Consider the following 22,533-nt stretch of genomic DNA (forward strand, 5'->3'; position numbering starts at 1 on the left):
CAGCACATGAGCAAGCCACGTCAATTGAAACTCGGCGCCATGGTCCACGGTGTCGGCCACGGCTGGGGCGAATGGCGCCACCCGCAGGCGCAACCCAACGCCAGTACGAATTTCGGTTTCTACAAGCAGCAGACTCAACTGGCCGAAGCGGCCCGGTTCGACTTCGTGTTTATCGCCGACAGCCTGCATATCCACGCCAAATCCAGCCCGCATTACCTCAACCGTTTTGAACCGCTGACAATCCTCTCGGCCCTGGCCGCGCTGACCACCCATATCGGCTTGGTCGCCACCGTGACCGTCAGCTACACCGAGCCCTATCAGGTGGCGCGCCAATTCGCGTCGCTGGACCATATCAGCGGCGGCCGCGCCGGCTGGAACGTGGTCACTTCGTGGCTCAGCGGCACCGCCGACAACTTCGGCAAGGCCGAGCACCCGCCCCATGCCGTGCGTTACCGCATCGCCAAGGAACACCTGAATGTGGTCAAGGGCCTGTGGGATTCCTGGGAAGACGACGCCTTTGCCTATGACAAGCAAAGCGGCGAGTTCTTCACCCCCGAGAAGCTGCATGCGTTGAACCACAAGGGCGAATTCTTCTCGGTGAAAGGCCCGCTCAACATTGCGCGTTCGCGCCAGGGCCAACCGGCGATTTTCCAGGCCGGCACCTCGGAAGACGGGCGTAACTTCGCGGCTGAACACGCCGATGCGATCTTCGTGCATGTCGAGAACATTGAAGAAGCCAAAACTTACCGCGCCGACTTGAAGCGCCGTGCCAAAGGGTTTGGCCGGGATGCCGACAGCTTGTCGATCTTGCCGGGCATCCGCCCGATTGTCGGCCGGGATGCAGCCGAAGTGGAAAGCCGCTACCAGCAAGCGGTGGCGCTGGTCACCGTGGAAGACGCCATCGTCGCGCTCGGCCGCCCATTCAATGACCATGATTTCAGCCAATACCCGCTGGATGCGCCGTTCCCCGAGCTCGGTGACCTGGGCTCCAACAGCCAGAAAGGCGGCTCCGAGCGCATCAAGCAACTGGCCAGGGACGAAGGCTTGACCCTGCGCGAAGTGGCCTTGCGTTTCTCGCGGCCCAAGCGGGATTTTGTCGGCACCCCGGAGCAAGTCGCCGACGCGACTCAGACCTGGTTCGAGACCGGCGCCAGCGATGGTTTCATCATTAATTCGGTGCTGCCCGATGGCTTGCAGTACTTCACCGAGCGGGTGGTGCCGGTGCTTCAACAGCGCGGGCTGTTTCGCAGCGAATACAGCGGGCACACCCTGCGCGACAACCTCGGGCTGGACGTGCCCGCGAACCGCTACAGCGTGATCGAAGCCCCCGAAAAGGCCCTGGCCTGAATGAACGCCCTCCCCTGTGGGAGGAGGCTGCACAGGTATCTACACAACGTTTGAAGGCCGTCATATTCCCCTGTGGCGAGTTGTCACCGGCTTTGCGCTCGACGGTAATTGTGTAGATACCGATCTCCCGATGAGGGCGTGTCAGTGAATACATAGGTGGCTGAACCACCGCCATCGGGAGCAAGCCCCCTGCCACACTTTTGACCGAGTACGTACTTATGACTCATTCGTCCCTACGCGCTGTGGAAGTTGTCGACTTCGACGTCCTGCTCGAGCGCCTCAGCGCTGAGTTGGCCAGCACCGCTCACCTGTACGACGACAGCGGTGCCTTCCCCCACGCCAACTTCAAACTGCTGCACGACCACGGCCTGGTCGCCCTCACCGTGCCCAAGGCGCTGGGCGGCGGCGGTGCCAGCCTGCTCCAGGCGCGCAAGGCGATCAGCGCGATTGCCAAGGGCGAGCCTTCCACGGCGCTGATCCTGGTGATGCAATACCTGCAACACACACGCCTGCAAGACAGCAAGACCTGGCCGGTGCACCTGCGCGTACGCGTGGCCGAAGACGCGGTGCGCCGTGGCGCACTGATCAACGCCCTGCGCGTCGAACCGGACCTGGGCACGCCCGCCCGTGGCGGCCTGCCGGCGACCACCGCCGTGCGTACCACTGAAGGCTGGCGTATCAGCGGGCGCAAGCTCTACTCCACCGGCAGCCATGGCCTGAGCTGGTTCAGCGTCTGGGCGCGCAGCGATGACGCCGACCCACTGGTGGGCGCCTGGCTGGTGCCCAAGGACAGCCCCGGCGTGAGCATCATCGACACGTGGGACCACTTGGGCATGCGTGCCACCTGCAGCCATGAAGTGGTGTTCGACAACGTGCTGGTGCCGCTGGACCACGCCGTCAGCGTCAGCCCCTGGAGTGCGCCGCAACCGGAACTGGATGGCGATGGACTCCTGTGGATGGCGGTGCTGCTGTCGTCGGTGTATGACGCCGTGGCCCAGGCCGCGCGGGACTGGCTGGTGAACTGGCTGGAAACGCGCAAGCCGTCCAACCTGGGCGCGGCCCTGGCCAGCTTGCCACGGTTCCAGGAAACCGTCGGCCATATCGACACCCTGCTGTTTGCCAACCGCAGCCTGCTCGATGCCGCCGCTGAAGGCCATACGCCAAGCGCCAACGCGGCGCAGTTGAAGTACCTGGTGACCGGCAACGCGATCCGCGCGGTCGAGCTGGCCATCGAAGCCTCGGGCAACCCCGGCTTGTCACGGCATAGCCCGCTGCAACGCCACTACCGCGATGTGCTGTGCAGTCGCGTCCACACCCCACAGAACGACGCGGTGCTGCAAGGCGTCGGCAAAGCCGTCTTCGCCCAACGCCAGAAGGAACGCACATGAGTCAGCTGATTATCGCCAGCCAGTTGGACGAAGATTACAACGCTGTGATCCGCGAGCGCCTCGCCTTGACCCACCCCGACGCCCAGGTGATCGGCGTTCCCGTCGGCGTACCAAGCGACCTGCCACCCCAGGCCAATATCCTGCTGCTGCGCCCGATCAACGTGCGCGGCTACACCGCACCGGACACCCCGCCACCGGGCTGGCCGTACGGTGCGCAATGGGTGCACCTGGTGTCATCGGGCGTCGACTTCTACCCGCAGTGGCTTTTCAACGGGCCACCGGTCACCACCTCCCGGGGCAGTGCCGCCGACAACCTGGCCGAGTTCGCTTTGGCGGCGATCTTTGCCGCGTCCAAGCAGTTGCCGCAGATCTGGGTCAATGACGCGCAGTGGCAGTTCACTGCGCTGCGCCCGCTCAAGGGCACTACGCTGGGCCTCTTCGGCTTTGGTGCAATCGGCCGAAGCCTCGCGCAAAAGGCCCAGGCATTGGGGATCCACGTGGTTGCGCTGCGCCAAAGCCACGCACCGTTCGAGGTGGACGGTGTAACCGCCGCACGGGATATCCGCGACTTGTTTGCCCGCGCCGACCACGTGGTGCTGGCCGCGCCACTGACCGAAGCCACGCGGCATATCGTTGATCGGGGTGTGCTGGGCAGCGCCAAGCCGGGCCTGCACCTGATCAACATCGCGCGCGGTGGCTTGCTCGATCAGGCGGCCTTGCTGGAGGCGTTGGACAACGGCCAGGTCGGCCTGGCCTCCCTGGACGTGACCGAGCCCGAGCCCTTGCCGGATGGGCACCCGCTCTACCATCACCCACGGGTGCGGTTGTCCCCCCATACCTCGGCGATTTCGACGAACAGCAAGCAGGAGATTGCCGAGACATTCCTGGCTAATCTGCAGCGTTATGTGGGTGGTCTGGCGCTCGACAACCGCGCCAACTAACAACCGCCGGCCAGGCGTTCGCGCAAAAACGCTACCAACGCCTGCACCGGCCGCGAGCTCTGCCGGTGTTGCGGGTACACCGCCGACAAGGTCAGGGCTTGGGGGGCGAACGTGTCCAGCACGGTGACCAGGCGCCCGTCTTTCAAGGCATCGGCAACGATGAAGGTCGGCAAGTACGTCACGCCAAGACCGGCGATGGCCGTGTCGCGCAGCAGCTCGCCGTTATTGACGCGCATGCGCCCACTGACATTCAGCGCGTGCAGCTTGCCCCTGGTCTGGAAGCGCCATTGCACTTGGCGACCGTGGCCGTAGGGCAGGCAGTCGTGCTGGGCCAGATCCTCAGGCTTCAACGGTGTCCCACGCCGGGCCAGGTAGTCGGGGCTGGCGCAGTACACGCGCTGGACGCTGGCGATGTGCCGAGCGATCAGGGTGGAGTCTTCCAATGTGCCAATGCGCAACACCAGGTCGTAGCCCTCACCGATCAGGTCCACGGGGCGGTCGCTCAGGTCGACCTCCACCGATACCTGCGGATGAAGTTGCAGGAACTGCGGCAACAGGCAGCCCAGGTGAGCCATGGCGAATGACAACGGCGCACTGAGACGAATCGTGCCACGCGGCTCGCTGTTCTGGCCGGCGATACCCTGCTCCACTTGCTCCACCTCGCTGAGCAGGCGCAAGGCGGACTCGTAGTAACTCTGGCCCAGCGGCGTGACATCCAGGCGACGGGTGGAACGGTTGAGCAGGCGTACGCCGAGGCGCTCTTCCAGTTGGATCAGGCGTCGGCTGACAAATTGCTTGGACAGGCCCAATTGCTCGGCGGCGGCGGTGAAACTGCCGGATTCCATGACCTGGCAGAACAGGCGCATGTCTTCAAAGGGGTTCATTGTCGCTTCTCGATGGACATTTTTCTGATTTATAGCGAGTTAGCGCGCACACCACAAACCCATTGTGGGAGGGGGCTTGCTCCCGATCGCGGTGCATCAGTCAACGATCGTGAGACTGACACACTGCAATCGGGAGCAAGCCCCCTCCCACAGGGATTACCTACATCGGTGAAATCAGCTTATTTGGCCGTGAATGCCGAGTAGCTGTTCATCAGGTTGCGGTAGTTGGGAATGCGCGGCGACAGCAGGTTGGCCAGGCCTTCCATGTCGTTGCGCCAGTCAACCTGCAGCTCGCAGGCCACCGAGAACCAGTTCACCAATTGAGCACCGGCGGCGGTCATGCGCGCCCAGGCAGCTTGTTGCACGGTTTCATTGAAGGTACCGGACGCGTCGGTCACCACGAACACCTCGAAGCCTTCGGCCAGGGCACACAGGGTTGGGAACGCTACGCACACATCCGTTACCACGCCGGCAATGATGATCTGCTTGCGACCGGTCGCCTTGACCGCCTTGACGAAATCTTCGTTGTCCCACGCGTTGATCTGGCCGGGGCGCGGGATATACGGCGCGTCCGGGAACAGCTCTTTCAGCTCGGGCACCAATGGGCCGTTGGGGCCGCTTTCGAAGCTGGTGGTGAGGATGGTCGGCAAATTGAAAAACTTCGCCACATCGGCCAAGGCCAGCACGTTGTTCTTGAATTCGTTCGGTGAAAAATCCTGCACCAAGGAGATCAAGCCAGTCTGGTGATCCACCAACAGTACGACGGCGTCGTCTTTGTTCAAGCGCTTGTAAGTCATGGAGTTGTTCCTTTGGGGGGTTAGAAGGCAAAACACGAGCAGCCGAACGCGCCCCAGAAACCCTGGAAGTCGCTGACCGGCACGCTGGAAAAACGGGCTTTTTCATGGCTGTGGGCATGCACGCCGCACGGGCCGCTGCACTGGTGCACCTGAGCCTGCAATGGCGAGGCCGGGCGCCAATGCCCCGGCACCTTGGCCACCGGGGACCAGTCCGGCAGTACCGGTAGGCGTGGCGGGGCGAAATCCTCGAAGTCACCCGCGCCGTATACGACCTTGCCACCGACCACGGTCAGCACCGACTCGATCCACTTGATGGCTTCTTCGTCGACACTGAAGAAGTCCGCCGACAACGCGGCGACATCCGCCAGTTGGCCGACCTTGATCTGGCCTTTCTTGCCCTGCTCGGACGAGAACCAGGCGCTGCCGTGGGTGAACAATTCCAATGCGGTGAGACGTGGCAGACCCTCGGCGTGCAGCTCCAGACCGCCGACGGTGCGGCCGCTGACCATCCAGTACAACGAAGTCCAGGGGTTGTAGCTGGAGACCCGCGTGGCATCGGTACCTGCCCCCACCGGCACGCCTTCGGCGAGCATGCGCTTGATCGGCGGCGTGGCTTCGGCGGCCTTGGCGCCGTAGCGCTCGACAAAGTATTCCCCCTGGAACGCCATGCGGTCCTGGATCGCAATGCCACCGCCGAGGGCGCGCACGCGTTCGATGTTCTTCGGGGTGATGGTTTCGGCGTGGTCGAAAAACCAGGGCAGGCCGTTGAACGGAATGTCGCGGTCGACCTTCTCGAACACATCGAGCATGCGCGAAATGGATTCGTTATAAGTGGCGTGCAGGCGGAACGGCCAGCGTTGCTCCACCAAGTGGCGCACCACCGGCTCCAGCTCCTGTTCCATGGTCAGGGGCAGGTCCGGGCGTGGTTCGAGGAAGTCTTCGAAATCCGCCGCCGAAAACACCAGCATCTCGCCCGCGCCGTTGTGACGCAGATAGTCATCGCCCTGATGCAGGGTGACGCTGCCGGTCCAGTTCTTGAAGTCGCTGAGTTCTTCCTTGGGCTTCTGGGTGAACAGGTTGTAGGCGATGCGCACCGTCAGTTGCTCGTCCTTGGCCAACTGCTCGATCACTGCGTAGTCATCAGGATAATTCTGGAAACCGCCACCGGCATCGATGGCGCTGGTCAGGCCCAGGCGATTGAGTTCACGCATGAATTGGCGGGTGGAGTTGACCTGGTATTCCAAGGGCAGTTTCGGGCCTTTGGCCAAGGTCGAATACAGAATCATCGCGTTGGGCCGCGCCACCAGCATGCCGGTGGGGTTGCCATGGCTGTCACGCACGATCTCGCCACCCGGCGGGTTCGGCGTGTCCTTGGTGTAGCCGGCCACCCGCAGCGCCGCACGGTTGAGCAAGGCACGGTCGTACAGGTGCAGCACAAACACCGGGGTGTCCGGCGCGGCCTGGTTAAGTTCCTCAAGGGTAGGCATGCGTTTTTCGGCAAACTGGAATTCGTTCCAGCCACCGACCACGCGCACCCATTGCGGCGTGGGCGTGCGGTCGGCCTGGTCCTTGAGCATGCGCAAGGCATCGGCCAGGGAAGGTACGCCCTCCCAGCGCAGTTCAAGGTTGTAATTGAGCCCGCCACGGATCAGGTGCAGGTGCGAGTCGTTGAGGCCCGGTATCACGGTGCGGCCCTTGAGGTCGATGACCTGGGTGCCGCTGCCGCGCAGGGCCATGGCCTCGCCGTCGGTGCCGACAGCGACGAAGCGCCCATCGCGGATGGCAACGGCGGTGGCGCGTGGGTTTTCGCGGTCCACGGTGTGGAACTGGCCATTGAACAGAATCAGATCGGCGTTCATAGGGTTTCCTTTACAGAGGCTTGAAGCCAGGGAGCGAACAGGCGGGTGGCCGCCGGCATCAGCAGGTAGACCACCAGCAGCACGATGGTCAGGGTGACCAGAAAGGTGGAGACCACGTAGTTGGACAGCAACGGGTGCAAGCGCAGGATCGGCCCCCAGATGAACGGCAGGAGCAAGGTCTGCGGCAGAATCACACACAGGCTGACCACCGCCTGCTTCCAGCGCGGCGGCTGGGCAGCGCCGTCGGCCTGGGGCGCGAACCAGAACTCATTGACGGCGCCGATTTCAGTCTGGTCGCCGTCCGCCAGCATCGGCGCGGCTTCGTCGATCAGGGCCTGGCGCTGGGGGGAGTCGAGCCACAATTCCAGGGCGGCGGTGGAGCGATAGCGCAATACACAGGTGAACAGCGCCATGCCGTTCTGCTGGCTGCGCACCACGTCGACGCCCAGATGGCCGGGGCGTTCGCCGGCGATACGCACGATGCGGCGTAGCCAGGCTTCATACTCGGTTTCGCGGCCAGGCTTGACCCGGTGCTTGACGACCAGGGTGACGACTTCGTCTGGGCCGGTTTTGGGTGTTGGGTCCATGGTTGGGTGACTCCCCCGCAGGATTGAGCGATGGGGTGAGTTTGCCGGGCTGGGGGCGCGGGAAATTGGATGTATGTGCTGTTTGGGCTTCTTGGAGAGTGAGTATGTGTAAGGGGGCAAGCCCCCTCCCACATGTTCATTAACCGCTTGACGCCGCCATATGCTCCGCAATCCGCGTCCTCAACCAGCGCTCCGCCGGGTCGTTGTCATGCACACCACTCCACACCATCGACAGCTCCGCCGCGTCAATCGCAAACGGCGGGTCTTCTGCGCGCAAGCGGGTACCCTCGGTCAAGGCGCACGCCGCGTAATCCGGTACGGTGGCGATAATCTGCGTGCCCGCCAGCAATGCGCGCAACCCGCTGAACTGCGGCACGGCCAGCACCACCCTTCGCGAGCGGCCGATACGCGCCAGGTCCAGGTCGATATTGCCGCTCAAGTCCCCTGAAAACGACACCATCGCATGGGGCCTGGCGCAGTAGTCATCCAGGGTCAGCGGCGCCACGCCGTCATCGCCGCGCAGTACCTTGCAAGGGATGTCCCGCAGCTTCTTGCGCTTGGCATTGGCCGGCAGTTCGGTGGTGTAGCTGACCCCCACAGAAATCTCACCGCTGGCCAGCAGTGCCGACATCAACAGGTAATTGGCCCGGCGCACGACCACGATGATGCCCGGTGCCTCTTCGCGCAGTTGGCTGAGCAACGCCGGAAACAGCCCGAACTCGGCGTCATCGGACAGGCCGATGCGAAAGACCGCGCAGCTGCTCGAAGGGTCGAAATCCTTGGCGCGGCTGACGGCGCCCGAGATGGTGTCCATGGCCGGTTGCAGCTCCTTGAGTATCGCCACCGCACGGGGCGTGGGTTCCATGCCGCGGCCGTTGCGCAGCAGCAATGGGTCGTCGAACAAGTCGCGCAGGCGGCCCAACGCGGCGCTCACCGCCGGTTGGCCCATAAAGAGTTTTTCGGCGACCCGGGTCAGGTTTTTTTCGAACATCAACGCTTCGAAAATCACCAGCAGGTTCATGTCGACGCGGCGCAGGTCGTTGCGGTTCATGGCGGTTTCCAAACAGTTTCCAGACGGCCAGGGAAGCATGCCCGGGACGCCTGCGCTTGCATGCCCGTGCTGTCTTTTTCAGCTCCACAGCTGGCGAAATTAACAACGATTAACTCGTCAGGCCGGCGGTCCGGCGCCAAGAATGGAGGCATCTACACTGCACCCATCCACCGGGAACGCTCCCCTCGACTACGGATATCTGTCATGGCCCGACTCGAGCAATACACCCCGCATTTGTCCACCACCGGCGGCCTGTGCCCCCGGCGCGAGCGAATCGCCAAGCAATTGATCCTCGCCAACCTCGGCGAAAGCCTGGCCATCGCCGACCTGGCCCAAGCCTGCGCCTTGTCGCGCAGCCATTTTTCCCGCGCATTCAAATGCACCACCGGGCTGTCGCCTCAGGAATGGATTCGCCAGCAACGCATCCAGCGCGCCAAGGAGCTGATCACCGGTTCGTCCTTGAGCCTCACGCAAATCAGCCTGGAATGTGGTTTCTGTGACCAGGCGCACTTCTGCCATATGTTCACACGCAGCGAAGGCGTGAACCCGATGACCTGGCGAAACCACCAGTCGCGCCGCAAGCCCGACGTGATCGCCGCCTAGTGGTCTTCACGCACCTGGAATATGCTGGCCCATCCCTGACTACAGAACCTGGGCAGCCATGACCGACTTGAGCGACCAGGCCGTGCACTTCGGCCCCTACCGCATCCACCCGCGCCAACGCTTGGTGCTGGAGGCCGGTCGCCCTCTGCGCCTGGGACGGCGCGCGGTGGATATTCTGCTGATCTTGCTGGAGCACGCCGGCAATGTGGTGAGCAAGCAGGAGCTGATCGCGCGGGTCTGGCCCAAAAGCGTGGTGGAAGACGGCAATCTGCGGGTGCACATGGCGGCCTTGCGCAAGGCACTGGGGGATGGCCAGGCCGGGCAGCGCTACATCATCACCGTCGCCCAGCGCGGCTACAGTTTTGTTGCGCCACTGAGCATCGAACCGATGACGCTCCCCACCGACGGCATGCCCCAACGCCCGCGCCATAACCTGCCGTTGCGGCGCACGCGCATGATCGGCCGCCAGGCCCTGATCGACGCCCTGGTGCAGCAACTGCCGCAACAGCGCTTCATCACCTTGACCGGCGCCGGTGGCATCGGCAAGACCACCGTCGCCCTGCGCGTCGCCGAGTTATTGATCGGGCATTACCGCGACGGTATTCATCTGCTGGACCTGGCGCCGCTCAGCGCAGCCTCGATGATCCTGCCCAATCTCGCCACCCTGCTCGACCTGACACCTGACGCAAATGCGCCGCTGGACAGCTTCGCCCGTGGCCTGCAGGCACGCCAGATGCTGCTGGTGATCGATAACTGCGAGCACTTGCTCGACGACATCGCCCTGATCAGCGAAACCCTGTTGCGTCATGCGCCGCACCTGCACATCCTCGCCACCAGCCGCGAAGCGCTGCGTGCCGACGGTGAGTCTGTACAACGCCTCGAGCCGCTGGCCTGCCCGCCCGCCACCGGTAACCGTGCCCAGGCCCTGGGCTACCCGGCCATGCAATTGCTGATCGAGCGGGCCATGTCCCATCTGGACAGCTTTGCCCTCAGCGAAGCCGAACTCCCCCTGGCAATTGATATCTGCCAGCGCCTGGACGGCATTCCCCTGGCGATCGAACTGGTGGCCGCGCAAATCGAGCGCTTCGGCTTGCAGGGGCTGCTGGTACAGATGGAAGACAACTTCCGCCTGCTGACCCGCGGGCGGCGTAGCGCCCTGCCCCGCCAGCAAACCCTGCGGGCGACCCTCGACTGGAGCTTTGACCTGCTCACCGAGTGCGAAAAAATCTGCCTGCGTCGCCTCGCGGTCTTTCGCACAGGCTTCAGTCTGGCCAGTGCGGCGGCGGTGATCGCCGGGGAAACAATCGCCCCCGCCGAAGTGCTGGGCTCCATCACCCAATTGGTGGCCAAGTCGTTGTTGAATGTGGAAGCCGGTGATGACGAGATGGTGTACCGCCTGCTGGATATCACCCGCACCTACGCCCTGGAAAAGCTCAGCCTCGCCGCCGAGTTGCCAGCCACGCGAGAGCGCCACGCGGCCCGCTGCCTGGCGCTGATGGAACAGGCCCAGGCCGACTGGGAACAGCTTGCCACGCAGCCTTGGCTCGACCGTTATGCGCCGCTGCGCGAAGACGTGCGCGCCGCACTCGACTGGGGTTTTGCCGATGACCGCGGGCACTTGCTGGCCATCCGCCTGACGGTCAGCGCTATGCCCCTGTGGCAGGAATTGTCATTGCTGCGTGAACACGGCGGCTATGTGGACAAGGCATTGGCGCTGATAGGCCAGGTCAACACCCCCAGCATCCAATTGACGCTGCAACTGCAATTGGCCCTGGGCAGCCTCTCCTACCACGCCCTGGGCGCTGCGCCCCGCACCATTGCGGCCTTTGTCAGTGCCGAACGCCTGGCCATCGCCTGCCACGACCTTGCCGGGCAGTTGCGTGCGGTCTCCGGGCATATGGCCGTGAACCTGTGTGCCGGGCGCTATGCTCAAGCATTGCAACAGAGCGCGCAGTTTGAACGCCTCGACCCGCGCACCGAGCCGTTGCTGGATCTGAGTGCCCAGCGATTACGTGCGCTGGCCCAGCATTTCACGGGGAACCAGGCTCTCGCTCGACGCACTGCCGAGCAAGTGCTGCAGCGCATGAGCCAAAGCGGCCATGTGAACCGGTTCGCCCACGGCGTCGGCGTGCAATACGATCAAAGCGTCGCATCATTGACCCTGCTGGCGCGGATCCTGTGGTTGCAGGGTTTTCCCGATCGCGCCTGGCGCACCGCCAGCCAGGCGCTGGAACTGGCCCTGCAGATCAACCATGGTACGTCGGCCTGCTACACCCTGGCCCTGGCCGGGGTGGTGATCGCCCGCTACAACGGTGCCGAAGACGATGCACAGCGCCTGCAAAGGCTACTGCTGGAGCAGTCGCACAAGCATTCGGCGCAGCTGTTCCAGACCTGGGCCGGGCATTACGCCGGTATCCTCGGCCACCAGGATTTGCAGGGCCTGGGGCTGATCGAAGACATCCTGATCACACTGGGCGTCAACAAAGTGGATGAGTCAGCCTTCGCGCGCGCGCGCAGTGGCGCTGCCGGTTGGTGTGCGCCGGAGATCCTGCGGGTACGCGCCGGGCAGTGGCTGCAGCAGGGCGATGTGCACGCCGCTGAAACACTGCTGCTGCAGGCCCTGACCCTGGCGCACCAGCAAGGCGCCCTGGCCTGGGAGCTGCGTTGTGCGGCGTCCCTGGCACAGCTGTGGCACCCGCAAGGGCGCACACAGGCAGCCAGGGACCTGCTGGGTTCAGTCTATGGGCGATTCACCGAAGGCTTCGCCACCCAGGACCTAGTCCGAGTACGCCGCCTGCTCGACCAGTTGCAGGACAAACGGCCGGCCTGAAAACGCACCCACGCAGTGCTTGTAGCCCTGCTGTAAACGCTCGACCTGACGCGGGTCACGCAGTTGCGCCAGGGCGTAGCTGCGCACGCAGTTGAGCAAGCGATAGCGATGCTGCGAGCCCAGGCCGGGCTCGACGGTCAGCAGCGAGACATTGACCAGGCGCGCCAACAGATAGGCCAGGTCGGCGTGCTCAAGCTCCGTCCCGCTCACCAGCGCGCTCAAGGTCGGCAAGGTCACCGCCATCTTGAACAAACCCAACTGCAGGAACAGCCAGCACTCCGGCAGGCTCAGGCGTGCGTAGCTCCAATCCAGGGCAGCGGTCAGCGATCGATGATGTTCCACCGCCGTGCGACGACCATGGGCCAGCACCTGCAAGCCCGAGCGCAATTGCCTCTGCACACCGCCGATGCCCAACGCATTGACTTGGGCGGCCGCCAGTTCAAGGGCCAACGGGATACCGTCCAGGCGCCGACAAATATCGCGCAGTGCTGCAAGGTCCTGGTGGCGTACTACAAAACCCTGCTGACTGGCACGCACCCGAGTGACAAACAGCTGCACCGCTGGAGAAGCCATTGCCTGCTCGACACTGCTTAACGCTGATGGTGACGGCACGCTCAGCTGCGGCACGCGCACCACCCATTCGCCAGGGGCCAGCAAGGCTTCGCGGCTGCTGATCAGCACGCTGACCCCGGGGGCTCGTTCGCGTAATGCATGCACGAGCTTGCGACATGCGCCCAACAGCAGATCGGCACCCTCGAGCACCAACAGCAACTGACGCGAGGCCAATTGGCGGCACAGTGCATCCAGGCTCTGGCAGGTATCCAGTTGCAATACCGTGGCCAGGCTGCCGAGCAGTGCGTGTGGGGCGTGCACGCGGGTCAGATCGACCCACCACACCCCGTCGCGATAGCGTGGTAGCACGCGCTCGGCCAAGGCCAGGGCCAACGTACTTTTGCCGATGCCGGCCACCCCGGTAAGCGTCAACAGCGGCTGCCCGGACAAGCGCCGTACCAGCATGCCCACCAGTTCATCGCGACCGCATACCGGGCTGAGCCGCGCCGCCAGGTTATGGCGGGGCAGCAGCGTCGGCTGCGTGGCTTGCAAGGGTGCGACGAAACAGTAACCACGCTGGGGGTGATTGAGGATCAGGCGTGGCCCGTCGAGGGCACGGCGCAATGCGGCGATGTGCACGCGCAGGTTATTGTCCTCGACGACGCTGTTGGGCCAGACCCGCTCGATCAAGACTGCCTTGCTGATGAACTGCCCAGGTACTTCGAGCAATACCGCAAGGATATCCAGGGCGCGCCCACCGAGCGCCACCGGCAGGCCCGACTTGCTGACCAGGCGTTGTTGTCGATGAAAGGTGTAGGGGCCGAAGCTCACCGCCGCACAATTATGCATGTCCGTAACCGCGCTGAAACACCCGTGCTTGAGTGCCTGCGCATCCTTTTCCATGGGCTCGGCGCTATCTTGCCAGCTACCGATGACAGGACAATGCCGGCACGGGGAGCGATACGGACAATCGAGTGCCCCAGACGGACATGGCGTCGTTAACTGAACTGTTGTCGGTATTGGGTGGGGTTCAGGCCGAGCTTTTCACTGAACAGAAAGCGCATGTGCCGCACGCTGCCGAAGCCTGAGTGGAAAGCCACGGTCTTGAGCGGCAGGTCGGTGGTTTCCAACAGTTGCCGGGCGCGGTCGATGCGTGCGCCTTGCAGGAAAGCCATGGGCGTCATCTGCACGTCCTTGGCGAACAGTCGCGCAAAATGCCGTGCACTCATGCCCGCCAGTGCGGCCATGGACTCGATCGTAAAGGGTTGATCCAGATGCGCCAGCACGTGGTTCTGCACGCGGGTGATCGCGGTTTCCTGGGGCGCCACGGCAGCGGTCATCGGGCTGAACTGGGCCTGGCCGCCCTGGCGCTTCATCACCACCAGCAGCACCTTGGCCACGTCCACGGCCACTTGCTTGCCATGGTCCTGGGCGACAACCGAGAGGGCCAGATCGATACCGGCGGTGACGCCGCCCGAGGTGATCAGGCGCCCGTCCTGCAAGTAGATGCGATCGGTCTCCACAATGGCGTTGGGGAACGCCTTGATCAAACGCTCGGTGTAATGCCAGTGGGTGGTGACGCGGTGGCCGTCGAGCAAGCCTGCATGGCCTAGCACAAAAGCACCGGTGCAGATCGAGCCGAAACGCCGAGACCGTGGCGCGGCTGCTTTGAGCCAGGGCAGCAGCGCGGGATGGCATTCGTTATAAGCACCCGGGCCGCCCGGCACCAGCAGCAGGTCATAGGCGGCCTGGGCCTGCTCCAGCAACAGGTCAGTCTGCACCCTCACGCCATTGGAGGCCCGCAACGGACCGGGCTCAGTGCCGATGGTGAGGATCTGATAGTGCTCGGCTGCCGGCAGGTAGCGGTTGGCAATCGAAAACACTTCCAGCGGCCCGGCCATGTCGAGCAGCAGGAAGTCCGGGAACAGCGCCATGGCCACGGTTTTCATAAGCGGGGATATCCATCGAACAGGAATGCGGCGAGCATTATGGCACGATGGCACGCCTATCAATGTCCACCTGAGAGAGACAGTTATTCAATTTTCACCTTCTTAATGAATATCCTGATAACCATTAATCTTTTTCTCACGCAAGCGCCCTGCATCTCGCAGCCCGCGCTCACTTGAGGACTGGACCATGCTGACCCTTCGCAAAGCTTCCGAACGCGGCGCCGCCAATCACGGTTGGTTGAAGTCGTTCCATACCTTCTCATTTGCCAACTACTGGAACCCCAAGGAGCAGGGTTTTTCCGACCTGTTGGTGATCAACGATGACCGCGTGGCCGCCGGCAAGGGGTTCGGCCAGCACCCACACCGCGACATGGAAATTTTCTCCTATGTGCTCGAAGGCGCCCTGGAACACAAGGACACCCTGGGCACCGGTTCGGTGATTCGCCCCGGCGACGTGCAATTGATGAGTGCCGGCAGTGGCGTGGCCCACAGCGAGTTCAACCACAGCCAGGACCGCGGCGTGCACTTCCTGCAGATCTGGATCGTGCCCAATGAAGTCGGCGCAACGCCGCGCTATCAGCAGGAGCACTTCAGCGAGGCGCAGAAACGCGGGCGCCTGCAGTTGATCATCTCGCCGGACGGCGCCGAGGGCTCGCTCAATGTTCGCCAGGATGCACGGGTGTATGCCGGGCTGTTCAACGGCAACGAAAGTGCACACCTGGAGCTGCCGCCGGACCGCCACGCCTACATCCATGTGGCGCGGGGCAGCATTGAGATCAATGGCCAACGCTTGCAGGAAGGCGATGGTGCCCGCGTGCGTAACGAGCGCCAGATTCACCTGAGCCATGGCGAGGACGCCGAGGTGCTGGTGTTCGACCTGCGCCCGCAGGAACTGCCGCAGATGCCATGACGCCCCGAAGGATGGCCCGGTGAAACGGGCCATCGCTGGCGTCGATAGTCACCATCAGCGCAATGAAGTTCTCTTAAAAAACCCAACGCGTAACATCAACTCCATACCCGGCGGCACCCTACTAAAACACTCGGAGCACACTCTCATGAAACGCCAACTCTTGCTTAGCCTCGCTTTCTCGGTACTCGCAGCCAACGCTTTTGCCCACCCGGTTGTCGCTGAAGGCGGCGCGGATCGCCTGATGGAAAGCCGTGTGGCCGAAGGCGGTGCTGATCGCTTGCAGGAACGTGGCCTGGCTGAAGGCGGTGCCGATCGCTTGCAGGAACGTGGCCTGGCTGAAGGCGGTGCCGATCGCTTGCAAGAACGTGGCCTGGCTGAAGGCGGTGCCGATCGCTTGCAAGAACGTGGCCTGGCTGAAGGCGGTGCCGATCGCTTGCAGGAACGTGGCCTGGCCGAAGGCGGTGCCGAGCGTCTGCTGAGCACCCACGTATAACCCCGCGTTGTTGGCGGGACACCCCAAACCGGCCTGATCAGCCGGTTTTTTTTGTCTGCGATTTGCATCGGGATCGACGCAGCTTTGTAACGCGAGGACCTTTTGGTTACTTTTGGCTGGGCCGGCATTCCGGTCCCTCCAAAAGTGACCCGCTGTAAGAGCGGATCCCTAAGTGGCCGTTACCTAAATAATGGATATGTACTCGGTCTGATCAAACAGCTTGGTCGGCTGTCAGGCCGACATCGCAGCATAGGTATCTACACAACTTTTGAAGGCAGTCATATTCCCCTGGGGTGAGCGGGCTTGTCACAGATTTTGCGTTCGACGGTAATTGTGTAGATACCTATGGCCAGCGCAGGCAAGCCCCACATTTGGATCGTGGGGCATCCGTTAGGGACCCAGGCTCCAACTTACGCAGCGACGGTCATCTTTATCCCTGAACCATCAGGAATTTCTTGCGATACGCCGCCGGTAACATCCCCACCCGTTGCTGGAACAGGCGGCGAAACGAATTGCTGTCCTCGTAGCCCACCGCGTAGGTGATGCTGTCGAGGGTCATGCGCGTCGATTCGAGCATCTGCTTGGCCCGCTCCAGGCGCAGGGTCTGCAGGTAGGCAATCGGCGTATAACCGGTGGCGTCCTTGAAGCGCCGCTTGAAATTGCGCACGCCAAAACCAAAGCGCTGGGCCACTTCATCGATCACCAGCGCCTGGGCAAAGTGCTGCTCCAGCCAGTGCTGCACCCGCAGGATCTCACCGTCGCCATGGCTCTTGGGCAACGACCACATGGCGTACACCGATTGCTCCGTACGCACCTTGTCGATCAGCAGGTATTTGCTGCAGGTCTGCGCCAGTTCCGGTGAACCAAAACGACGGATCAGGTGCAACATCAAATCCATCGCCGCCGTGGCACCGCCGCAGGTGATCACGCGGTTTTCTTCGCAGAGGATCTGCGTGTCCTCCACGCTGACCTGTGGGTAGCGCCGCCGGAAAAGCTCGGCAAACGCCCAGTGCGTCGTAGCGCGCAAGCCATGCAGCATCCCGGTCTCGGCCAACAGAAAGGCCGCCGTGCACATCGAGGCCAGCACCGCGCCACGGGCATGCTGTTCACGCAGCCAGGGACCATATGCGGCAAACGCCGGCAACGCGTCTTTCAAGGTAAACAGAAACCCGGGGACCAACACCAGGTCGGTCTGCGCGATCTGCGCCGTGGCGCAGTCCACCTGCAAGCGCTGCCCGCCCCACGCCTCCACCGCCTGACCGTCCAGGGACGCCAACGCTATTTCGAAAGGTGGGCTATCGGCAAACAGGTTGGCAGCCGTGAGCATTTCCAACGCCAGGGTGGCGCTGGCGGCGGAACATCGATCAGCCAGGAGCAAGGTAATGTGCATCGGATACCTGTTTGCGCTTTTCGCATGTAATAAGTCATTTGTGCACCTACCTTAGCCGATTCCTGCCCTTTACAGTGCTGCCATTGATCAACTGCCTGGCGTTTTTATGAATCTCTGGTTTCGATTGCTGCACATGCTGTCCCGTCGCCCATGGCGCAAACCGGTCCATGGCCTGGCCACCACGGTGGTGCGCATGCGGGTCTGGCCGCTGGATCTGGATATCAACCGACATGTCACCAATGGCCGGTATTTCTCCCTGGCAGATATTGCGCGAATGGATTTTGTATTGCGCACTGGCGCTTTTCGCGTGGCCCTGCGCAAGAAAGCGTTGCCGATCGTGGGCGATACCTGGGGCAAGTTTCGGCGGGAGTTGAAGCTGTTCGAAGTGTTCGAGGTGCACACCCGCATACTGGGTTGGGACCACAAGTGGAGCCTGATGGAGCACCGTTTTGTCAGCAAGGGCCGGGTGGTCGGCGTGGTGGTGATGCGCGGGCTGTTCCGCTCCGCCAAGGGCACCCTGCCCCCGGCGGATTTTCTGCACGAACTGGGTTTGGATGAAACCTCGCCGCCGATGCCGCAATGGCTGAACGACTGGGCGCGCAGCTGTGATGACATGAGTGTGCAGCTGCGAAGCGAAGAGCAGGTTTGAGAGCGCCATTTCGCCGCCAATGCGGTGTTTATCCTACCCTTGCGCCTCGCGCTTGACCTTCAAGTGCCGCGCATACCACGGCCGCTGCGGTACACGTTTGAACCAGCCCTTGAGCCGTTCTTCATCGGCGCCAAAAGTGATACGCAGCGCCAGCTTCATGATCTCCGGGTCCATCTCCATCGAGCGCCCCTTTTGCAGCCCGGGTGTCGTGCTGCAACCGTGGGTGTCGGGGCCTAGCCAAGGGTCATCGATTTCAACCCAACGGCCCTGGGCAAACCACGCTACACCGTTGACCTCCAGGCGCCGTACCTGCCCCGGGTTGAAGCGTTCGTGGGCGCGGAACCAGTCTTCGATACGGTCATCGATCCAGCCGTGGAAGTGCCAGAACACCGGGTTCACGTGGGACGAAAACGGATCGCCGAGGAAGTCGTTCTCGGGCGCGTACCAACGCGCCGCAAAGTCTGCGGGGTCGCGGGCAAACGGCACCGGGGCGCCGTTGGAGGGGTCACGAGGCACTGAGGCCCAGCGCATGTGCAACCAGTCATGCAGGCCCAGCTCCATCTCCGAGCCCAACTGGCCCAAGCTCAACTTGGCAAGGTAGCGTGGGTCGCGGTAGTGGGATTCCCATACCTGGAAGTTGCTGTGGTAAGTCTCGGCCGCCTTGATGTCGCCGACCCACTGGGTGTAGTCAGCGTCATCCGGAGCCGACCAGGCCGGCGGCAGCGCGAAGCCATCGTGGTTATCGAAGTAACGCACAAAGCCCGAGCGATCCCGTTCCAGGGCCGGCTGGGGCTCGGGAAACTGCGGCCATGACGGCAAGTCCTGCATGGAGCGCGCGGTGCCGAGCATATGACGATGCATGAAGAAAAAGTCGATGCCCGAGCCGTTACGGTCCTTGCGCTTGCCTCGGGCGTCGCGCTCCTGGCCACGGGGGCCGGGTTGCCAGCCCAGGCCGCGCAGGGCGTCACGTTTTTCTTCGGAGAGCTTGTGCCATTGGTCACGGGTGGCGTGCCATAGCTGATGAAACAGGCGGTGTTCAGGCGAGATCAGCCAGGCCAGCAACGGCGGGTTGAGGCCGATGCGCTGGCGGGCTTCGGGGAACAGCTGTTTGTGGGCGATAAAACGGTTGTCCCGCTCAGCCAATGCCAAGGGGCGCCCGAGGTCAAGGATCTGCCCGCTGAGCGTGCCGCTGCCGGCGTTACCGAAGTCGGCCCAGACTTCATCGAGGGTCATCTTGAATTCATAGGCGGGCTCGCCAGCCACCGCATCGCGGTCGATCAACCGCCAATAGAGCACGGCGCCCTCGCCCGTCAATAAATCGCCCAATACGCGGTAGCGCGGTTCACCCTCGGCCCGCAGGTTGTCGGCCGTGTCCAGGTAACCGCGCAGGCCACGCCCACGCGGAGCGATGTCGAGCAACAGCTCCAAGCCTTGCAGCGGCAGGCCCTTGAGGCCGGCATCACCCCCCTCCAGGCGCAGGCGCCAGACACCGCGCAAGGTGTTCGCCAGATGCTGGCCTTGGGTGTCGGCCAGGTCGACCGTGGCTTCGCCGGGGGTGATGGGGAAGGCTTCTTCCCGCGTCAACTCGCGATGGGCATAAAAAGCCGCCGGCACCGCCGCGCCGGTCAGCGCCAAGCCTGCGATGAACCCACGTCGAGTGATTGTCATTGTCTACCTTAGGAAACTGCTTGATCAGAGCTAGAACGTTTGCAGGGCAACGAAATTTACCGCCCCCGCGCCGCCGCCTAAATTTCCCCCGCCATCGCTCGTTCCACCCTGATAGCAAAGGCCGCAACTGACTGAGATGGCAATGACAACACCACGTTCGAAAAAAGCGCTGTATATCGGCCTGCCGCTGGCACTGGCCATCGGCGCCGGGGCTGGCTTTCAGGTCTGGGATCACGTGTTCAAGGGTACTGCCGGCTACCCGCTGGAGGTGATCAAGCAGGCCAATGAAATGCAGGACCGCCTGTTGTCGTTCGACAGCCACATCACCGTGCCGCTGGATTTCGGCACCGCAGGCGCTGAGGCCGATAAAGATGGCAACGGCCAGTTCGACCTGGCCAAGGCAGCGCGTGGCCGACTGTCGGGGGCAGCCTTGACCATTTTCGGCTGGCCGGAAATCTGGAACGGCCCCAGCGCGCCACACAAGCCCACCGACGGTTTTGTCGAAGAGGCCCGTCATGAACAGGAGGTGCGCTACAAGATCATCTCCGGCATGGTGCGCGACTTCCCTAACCAAGTGGGCATTGCCTATACCCCGGACGACTTTCGCCGCCTGCATGGCGAAGGCAAGTTCACGATCTTCATCAGCATGCTCAACGCCTACCCGCTGGGCAATGACCTGAACCAGCTGGACCTGTGGACCGCGCGTGGCATGCGCATGTTCGGCTTCAGCTACATCGGCAATAACGCCTGGTCGGACTCGTCGCGCCCGCTGCCGTTTTTCAATGATTCCACCGATGCCCTCGAGGGCTTGTCACCCATTGGCCAGCAAGCGGTGCATCGCCTCAACGATCTGGGGGTGATCATCGATGTGTCGCAAATGTCGACCAAGGCCCTGGAGCAAGTCGCGCAATTGAGCCGCACGCCCATGGTGGCGTCCCACTCGGCCCCGCGTGCCTCGGTGGATATCCCGCGCAACCTCAGTGACAAAGAGCTGCAACTGATCAAGAACAGCGGCGGCGTGGTGCAGGTGGTGGGCTTCCCCGCCTACCTTCGCCCCTTGAGCCAGCCGACCCAAGACAAACTCAACGCCCTGCGCGCACGTTTCGACCTGCCACCGCTGCCCAACCTGGCCATGGCCTTGATGCCCGGTGATGCCATCATCGCCGCCTGGCCCGAGCAACGGTTCGGCCAATACGCCAGCGCGCTGTACGCGATTCTCGAAGAAGAACCCAAGGCCACCCTCAAGGACCTGGGAGACGCCATCGACTACACCGTGCGCAAGATCGGTATCGACCACGTCGGTATCGCCTCGGACTTCAACGACGGCGGCGGCCTCCAGGGCTGGGAGAACGTCGGCGAAGTGCGCAACGTCACCGCCGAACTGATCCAGCGCGGTTACTCCGAAGCCGATATCGCCAAGCTGTGGGGAGGCAACTTCCTGCGGGTGTGGGAACAGGTACAAAAAGCAGCCAAGCCGTTGGCCAACCGTGAAGAAGTCAATCCATGACCAATCGCCGTACATTTCTCAAGCGTGCCGGCGTGCCTGATGAACCACCGTGTGGTGGTCGATGCGGTAGACCGTGACGTCGACCCGGTGGTCCGCACCTCCCCTGGCCTGCTCAATCGCTCGGATGAGGTCCAACGCTTCATGACCCTGCTACGCCAACGGTTGTGACCCCCCTGTTTCCTTTGAACGAGAGGCCCACATGACTTCATCCCGACTCACCCCCCTGACCGCTTTGGCGCTGACGGCCTTGTGCGGCGCCCTGCTGCCCGGCCTGGCCCAGGCCGCCACACCACAACCGGGCAAGGTCTTCAAGGACTGCAAGGACTGCCCGGAAATGGTCGTGCTGCCGGCCGGGACCTTCACCATGGGCACCCCGGAAGACGAAGTCGGCCGCGAGCCCGATGAAGGCCCGATGCATGAGGTGACGTTCGCCAAGCCCTTCGCCATGAGCCGCTTCCAGATCACTGCCGGCGAATGGGACAGCTACGTGCGCCAGACCGGGGTCAAGATCGCCAACGGCGACAATCGCCCCGGGCGTGAATGCATCGCCAGCAAGCCGCGCTACCCACAAGCCCCCCGCCAGCCGGCGGTGTGCATGGACATGGACGACATCAAGCAGTACGTGAGCTGGCTGTCGAAAAAGACCGGGCACACGTACCACATGGTCAGCGAAGCCCAGCGCGAATACGCAGCCCGCGCCGGCACCACCGGGCCATTCCCCTTCCCGTTCGACGAAGGCAAGGGCTATAGCATCGCCAAGCACGCCAACACTTACGGCCCGGCCGATGGCTATAGCTATTCCTCGCCGGTGGGCAGCTACCCGCCGAATGCGTTCGGCCTGTATGACATGCACGGCAACGTGTACGAGCGCGTTGCCGACTGCGAACACCCGAACTACATCGGCGCACCCACCGACGGCAGCGCCTGGATGGAGCCCAACTGTGAGTCTTATCAGATTCGCGGCAACGACTGGGGTGAAGCCCCGGTGTTTTCACGCTCGGGCAATCGCAACAACATCTACCCGCAGACCCGCGGGGACTGGATCGGCTTTCGCGTAGTACGCGACCTTTAAAACACACACGCTCAATATGTGGGAGGGGGCTTGCTCCCGATGAGGGAGTGTCAGTC

Annotated in this window: 19 protein-coding genes and 1 pseudogene; 11 read left to right on the plus strand and 9 right to left on the minus strand. The window is 63.1% G+C overall.

The window, feature by feature from the left end; all coding sequences use genetic code 11:
- Positions 1-6: 6 nt before the first annotated feature.
- The 3 genes from M5B43_RS22765 to M5B43_RS22775 all read left to right on the plus strand — a co-directional run bounded on the left by M5B43_RS22765 (position 7) and on the right by M5B43_RS22775 (position 3,676).
- Positions 7-1,347, plus strand: a complete 1,341-nt coding sequence (locus tag M5B43_RS22765; protein ID WP_248752190.1) for an LLM class flavin-dependent oxidoreductase — start codon at positions 7-9, stop codon at positions 1,345-1,347.
- 218 nt (positions 1,348-1,565) lie between these two features.
- A complete protein-coding gene (locus tag M5B43_RS22770) occupies positions 1,566-2,735 on the plus strand; it encodes an acyl-CoA dehydrogenase family protein (RefSeq protein ID WP_248752191.1) in 1,170 nt (389 codons plus the stop codon).
- Complete coding sequence (locus M5B43_RS22775) at positions 2,732-3,676, plus strand: D-isomer specific 2-hydroxyacid dehydrogenase family protein (protein ID WP_248752192.1); 945 nt, start codon at positions 2,732-2,734, stop codon at positions 3,674-3,676. The genes M5B43_RS22770 and M5B43_RS22775 overlap by 4 nt, the downstream gene beginning before the upstream one ends.
- Here M5B43_RS22775 and M5B43_RS22780 read toward each other — a convergent pair.
- From M5B43_RS22780 to M5B43_RS22800, 5 genes are all read right to left on the minus strand, one after another.
- Positions 3,673-4,560: a LysR family transcriptional regulator gene (locus M5B43_RS22780; RefSeq protein WP_248752193.1), complete on the minus strand. Its 888-nt coding sequence runs from the start codon at positions 4,558-4,560 to the stop codon at positions 3,673-3,675. The genes M5B43_RS22775 and M5B43_RS22780 overlap by 4 nt on opposite strands.
- A gap of 179 nt (positions 4,561-4,739) precedes the next feature.
- Positions 4,740-5,357: an isochorismate family cysteine hydrolase YcaC gene (ycaC, locus tag M5B43_RS22785; RefSeq protein WP_248752194.1), complete on the minus strand. Its 618-nt coding sequence runs from the start codon at positions 5,355-5,357 to the stop codon at positions 4,740-4,742.
- A gap of 20 nt (positions 5,358-5,377) precedes the next feature.
- Positions 5,378-7,216 (minus strand): amidohydrolase, encoded by a 1,839-nt coding sequence (locus tag M5B43_RS22790; RefSeq protein WP_248752195.1) that lies wholly within the window; start codon positions 7,214-7,216, stop codon positions 5,378-5,380.
- On the minus strand, positions 7,213-7,803 hold the full coding sequence (locus M5B43_RS22795; RefSeq protein ID WP_248752196.1) for an antibiotic biosynthesis monooxygenase: 591 nt from the start codon (positions 7,801-7,803) through the stop codon (positions 7,213-7,215). Before M5B43_RS22795 ends, M5B43_RS22790 begins: the two co-directional genes overlap by 4 nt.
- 139 nt (positions 7,804-7,942) lie before the next feature.
- The gene (locus M5B43_RS22800) at positions 7,943-8,854 is read right to left on the minus strand and encodes a LysR family transcriptional regulator (RefSeq protein WP_248752197.1); all 912 of its coding nucleotides are present in this window, start codon (positions 8,852-8,854) and stop codon (positions 7,943-7,945) included.
- Positions 8,855-9,058: 204 nt separating this feature from the next.
- Between M5B43_RS22800 and M5B43_RS22805 the strand changes: the two genes are divergently transcribed.
- On the plus strand, positions 9,059-9,457 hold the full coding sequence (locus tag M5B43_RS22805; RefSeq protein ID WP_248752198.1) for an AraC family transcriptional regulator: 399 nt from the start codon (positions 9,059-9,061) through the stop codon (positions 9,455-9,457).
- Positions 9,458-9,515: 58 nt separating this feature from the next.
- Complete coding sequence (locus tag M5B43_RS22810; RefSeq protein WP_248752199.1) at positions 9,516-12,287, plus strand: winged helix-turn-helix domain-containing protein; 2,772 nt, start codon at positions 9,516-9,518, stop codon at positions 12,285-12,287.
- Here the strand turns inward: M5B43_RS22810 and M5B43_RS22815 are convergent.
- Together M5B43_RS22815 and M5B43_RS22820 are read right to left on the minus strand one after the other, a co-directional pair.
- Positions 12,234-13,742: a winged helix-turn-helix domain-containing protein gene (locus tag M5B43_RS22815; RefSeq protein ID WP_248752200.1), complete on the minus strand. Its 1,509-nt coding sequence runs from the start codon at positions 13,740-13,742 to the stop codon at positions 12,234-12,236. The genes M5B43_RS22810 and M5B43_RS22815 overlap by 54 nt on opposite strands.
- Positions 13,743-13,837: 95 nt before the next feature.
- Positions 13,838-14,788 carry a GlxA family transcriptional regulator gene (locus M5B43_RS22820; RefSeq protein WP_248752201.1) on the minus strand — a complete coding sequence of 317 codons (951 nt, stop codon included), beginning with the start codon at positions 14,786-14,788 and terminating at the stop codon, positions 13,838-13,840.
- A 187-nt stretch (positions 14,789-14,975) separates the two neighbouring features.
- On the opposite strand from M5B43_RS22820, the gene M5B43_RS22825 reads away from it, so the two are divergent.
- A complete protein-coding gene (locus M5B43_RS22825; RefSeq protein ID WP_248752202.1) occupies positions 14,976-15,698 on the plus strand; it encodes a pirin family protein in 723 nt (240 codons plus the stop codon).
- A 145-nt stretch (positions 15,699-15,843) separates the two neighbouring features.
- Entirely contained in the window at positions 15,844-16,191 is a 348-nt protein-coding gene (locus M5B43_RS22830; RefSeq protein ID WP_248752203.1) for a hypothetical protein, read from the plus strand.
- A gap of 430 nt (positions 16,192-16,621) precedes the next feature.
- On the opposite strand, the gene M5B43_RS22835 is transcribed toward M5B43_RS22830, so the two are convergent.
- Complete coding sequence (locus tag M5B43_RS22835; protein WP_248752204.1) at positions 16,622-17,581, minus strand: GlxA family transcriptional regulator; 960 nt, start codon at positions 17,579-17,581, stop codon at positions 16,622-16,624.
- Between the two features lie 106 nt (positions 17,582-17,687).
- On the opposite strand from M5B43_RS22835, the gene M5B43_RS22840 reads away from it, so the two are divergent.
- On the plus strand, positions 17,688-18,230 hold the full coding sequence (locus tag M5B43_RS22840; RefSeq protein WP_248752205.1) for an acyl-CoA thioesterase: 543 nt from the start codon (positions 17,688-17,690) through the stop codon (positions 18,228-18,230).
- A gap of 33 nt (positions 18,231-18,263) precedes the next feature.
- Here the strand turns inward: M5B43_RS22840 and M5B43_RS22845 are convergent, their stop codons facing one another.
- On the minus strand, positions 18,264-19,898 hold the full coding sequence (locus M5B43_RS22845) for a PvdJ/PvdD/PvdP-like protein (RefSeq protein ID WP_248752206.1): 1,635 nt from the start codon (positions 19,896-19,898) through the stop codon (positions 18,264-18,266).
- A gap of 142 nt (positions 19,899-20,040) precedes the next feature.
- Here M5B43_RS22845 and pvdM point away from each other — a divergent pair, with 142 nt between their 5' ends.
- From pvdM to M5B43_RS22860, 3 genes and pseudogenes are all read left to right on the plus strand, one after another.
- A complete protein-coding gene (gene pvdM / locus M5B43_RS22850) occupies positions 20,041-21,405 on the plus strand; it encodes a pyoverdine-tailoring dipeptidase-like protein PvdM (protein WP_248752207.1) in 1,365 nt (454 codons plus the stop codon).
- A 24-nt stretch (positions 21,406-21,429) separates the two neighbouring features.
- A pseudogene (locus tag M5B43_RS22855) lies at positions 21,430-21,573 on the plus strand (aminotransferase); the annotation flags it as partial.
- 31 nt (positions 21,574-21,604) lie between these two features.
- Entirely contained in the window at positions 21,605-22,477 is an 873-nt protein-coding gene (locus M5B43_RS22860) for a formylglycine-generating enzyme family protein (protein ID WP_248752208.1), read from the plus strand.
- The last annotated feature ends 56 nt before the right edge of the window (positions 22,478-22,533 follow it).

This window comes from Pseudomonas sp. MWU15-20650, assembly GCF_023242475.1.
Taxonomy (GTDB): domain Bacteria; phylum Pseudomonadota; class Gammaproteobacteria; order Pseudomonadales; family Pseudomonadaceae; genus Aquipseudomonas.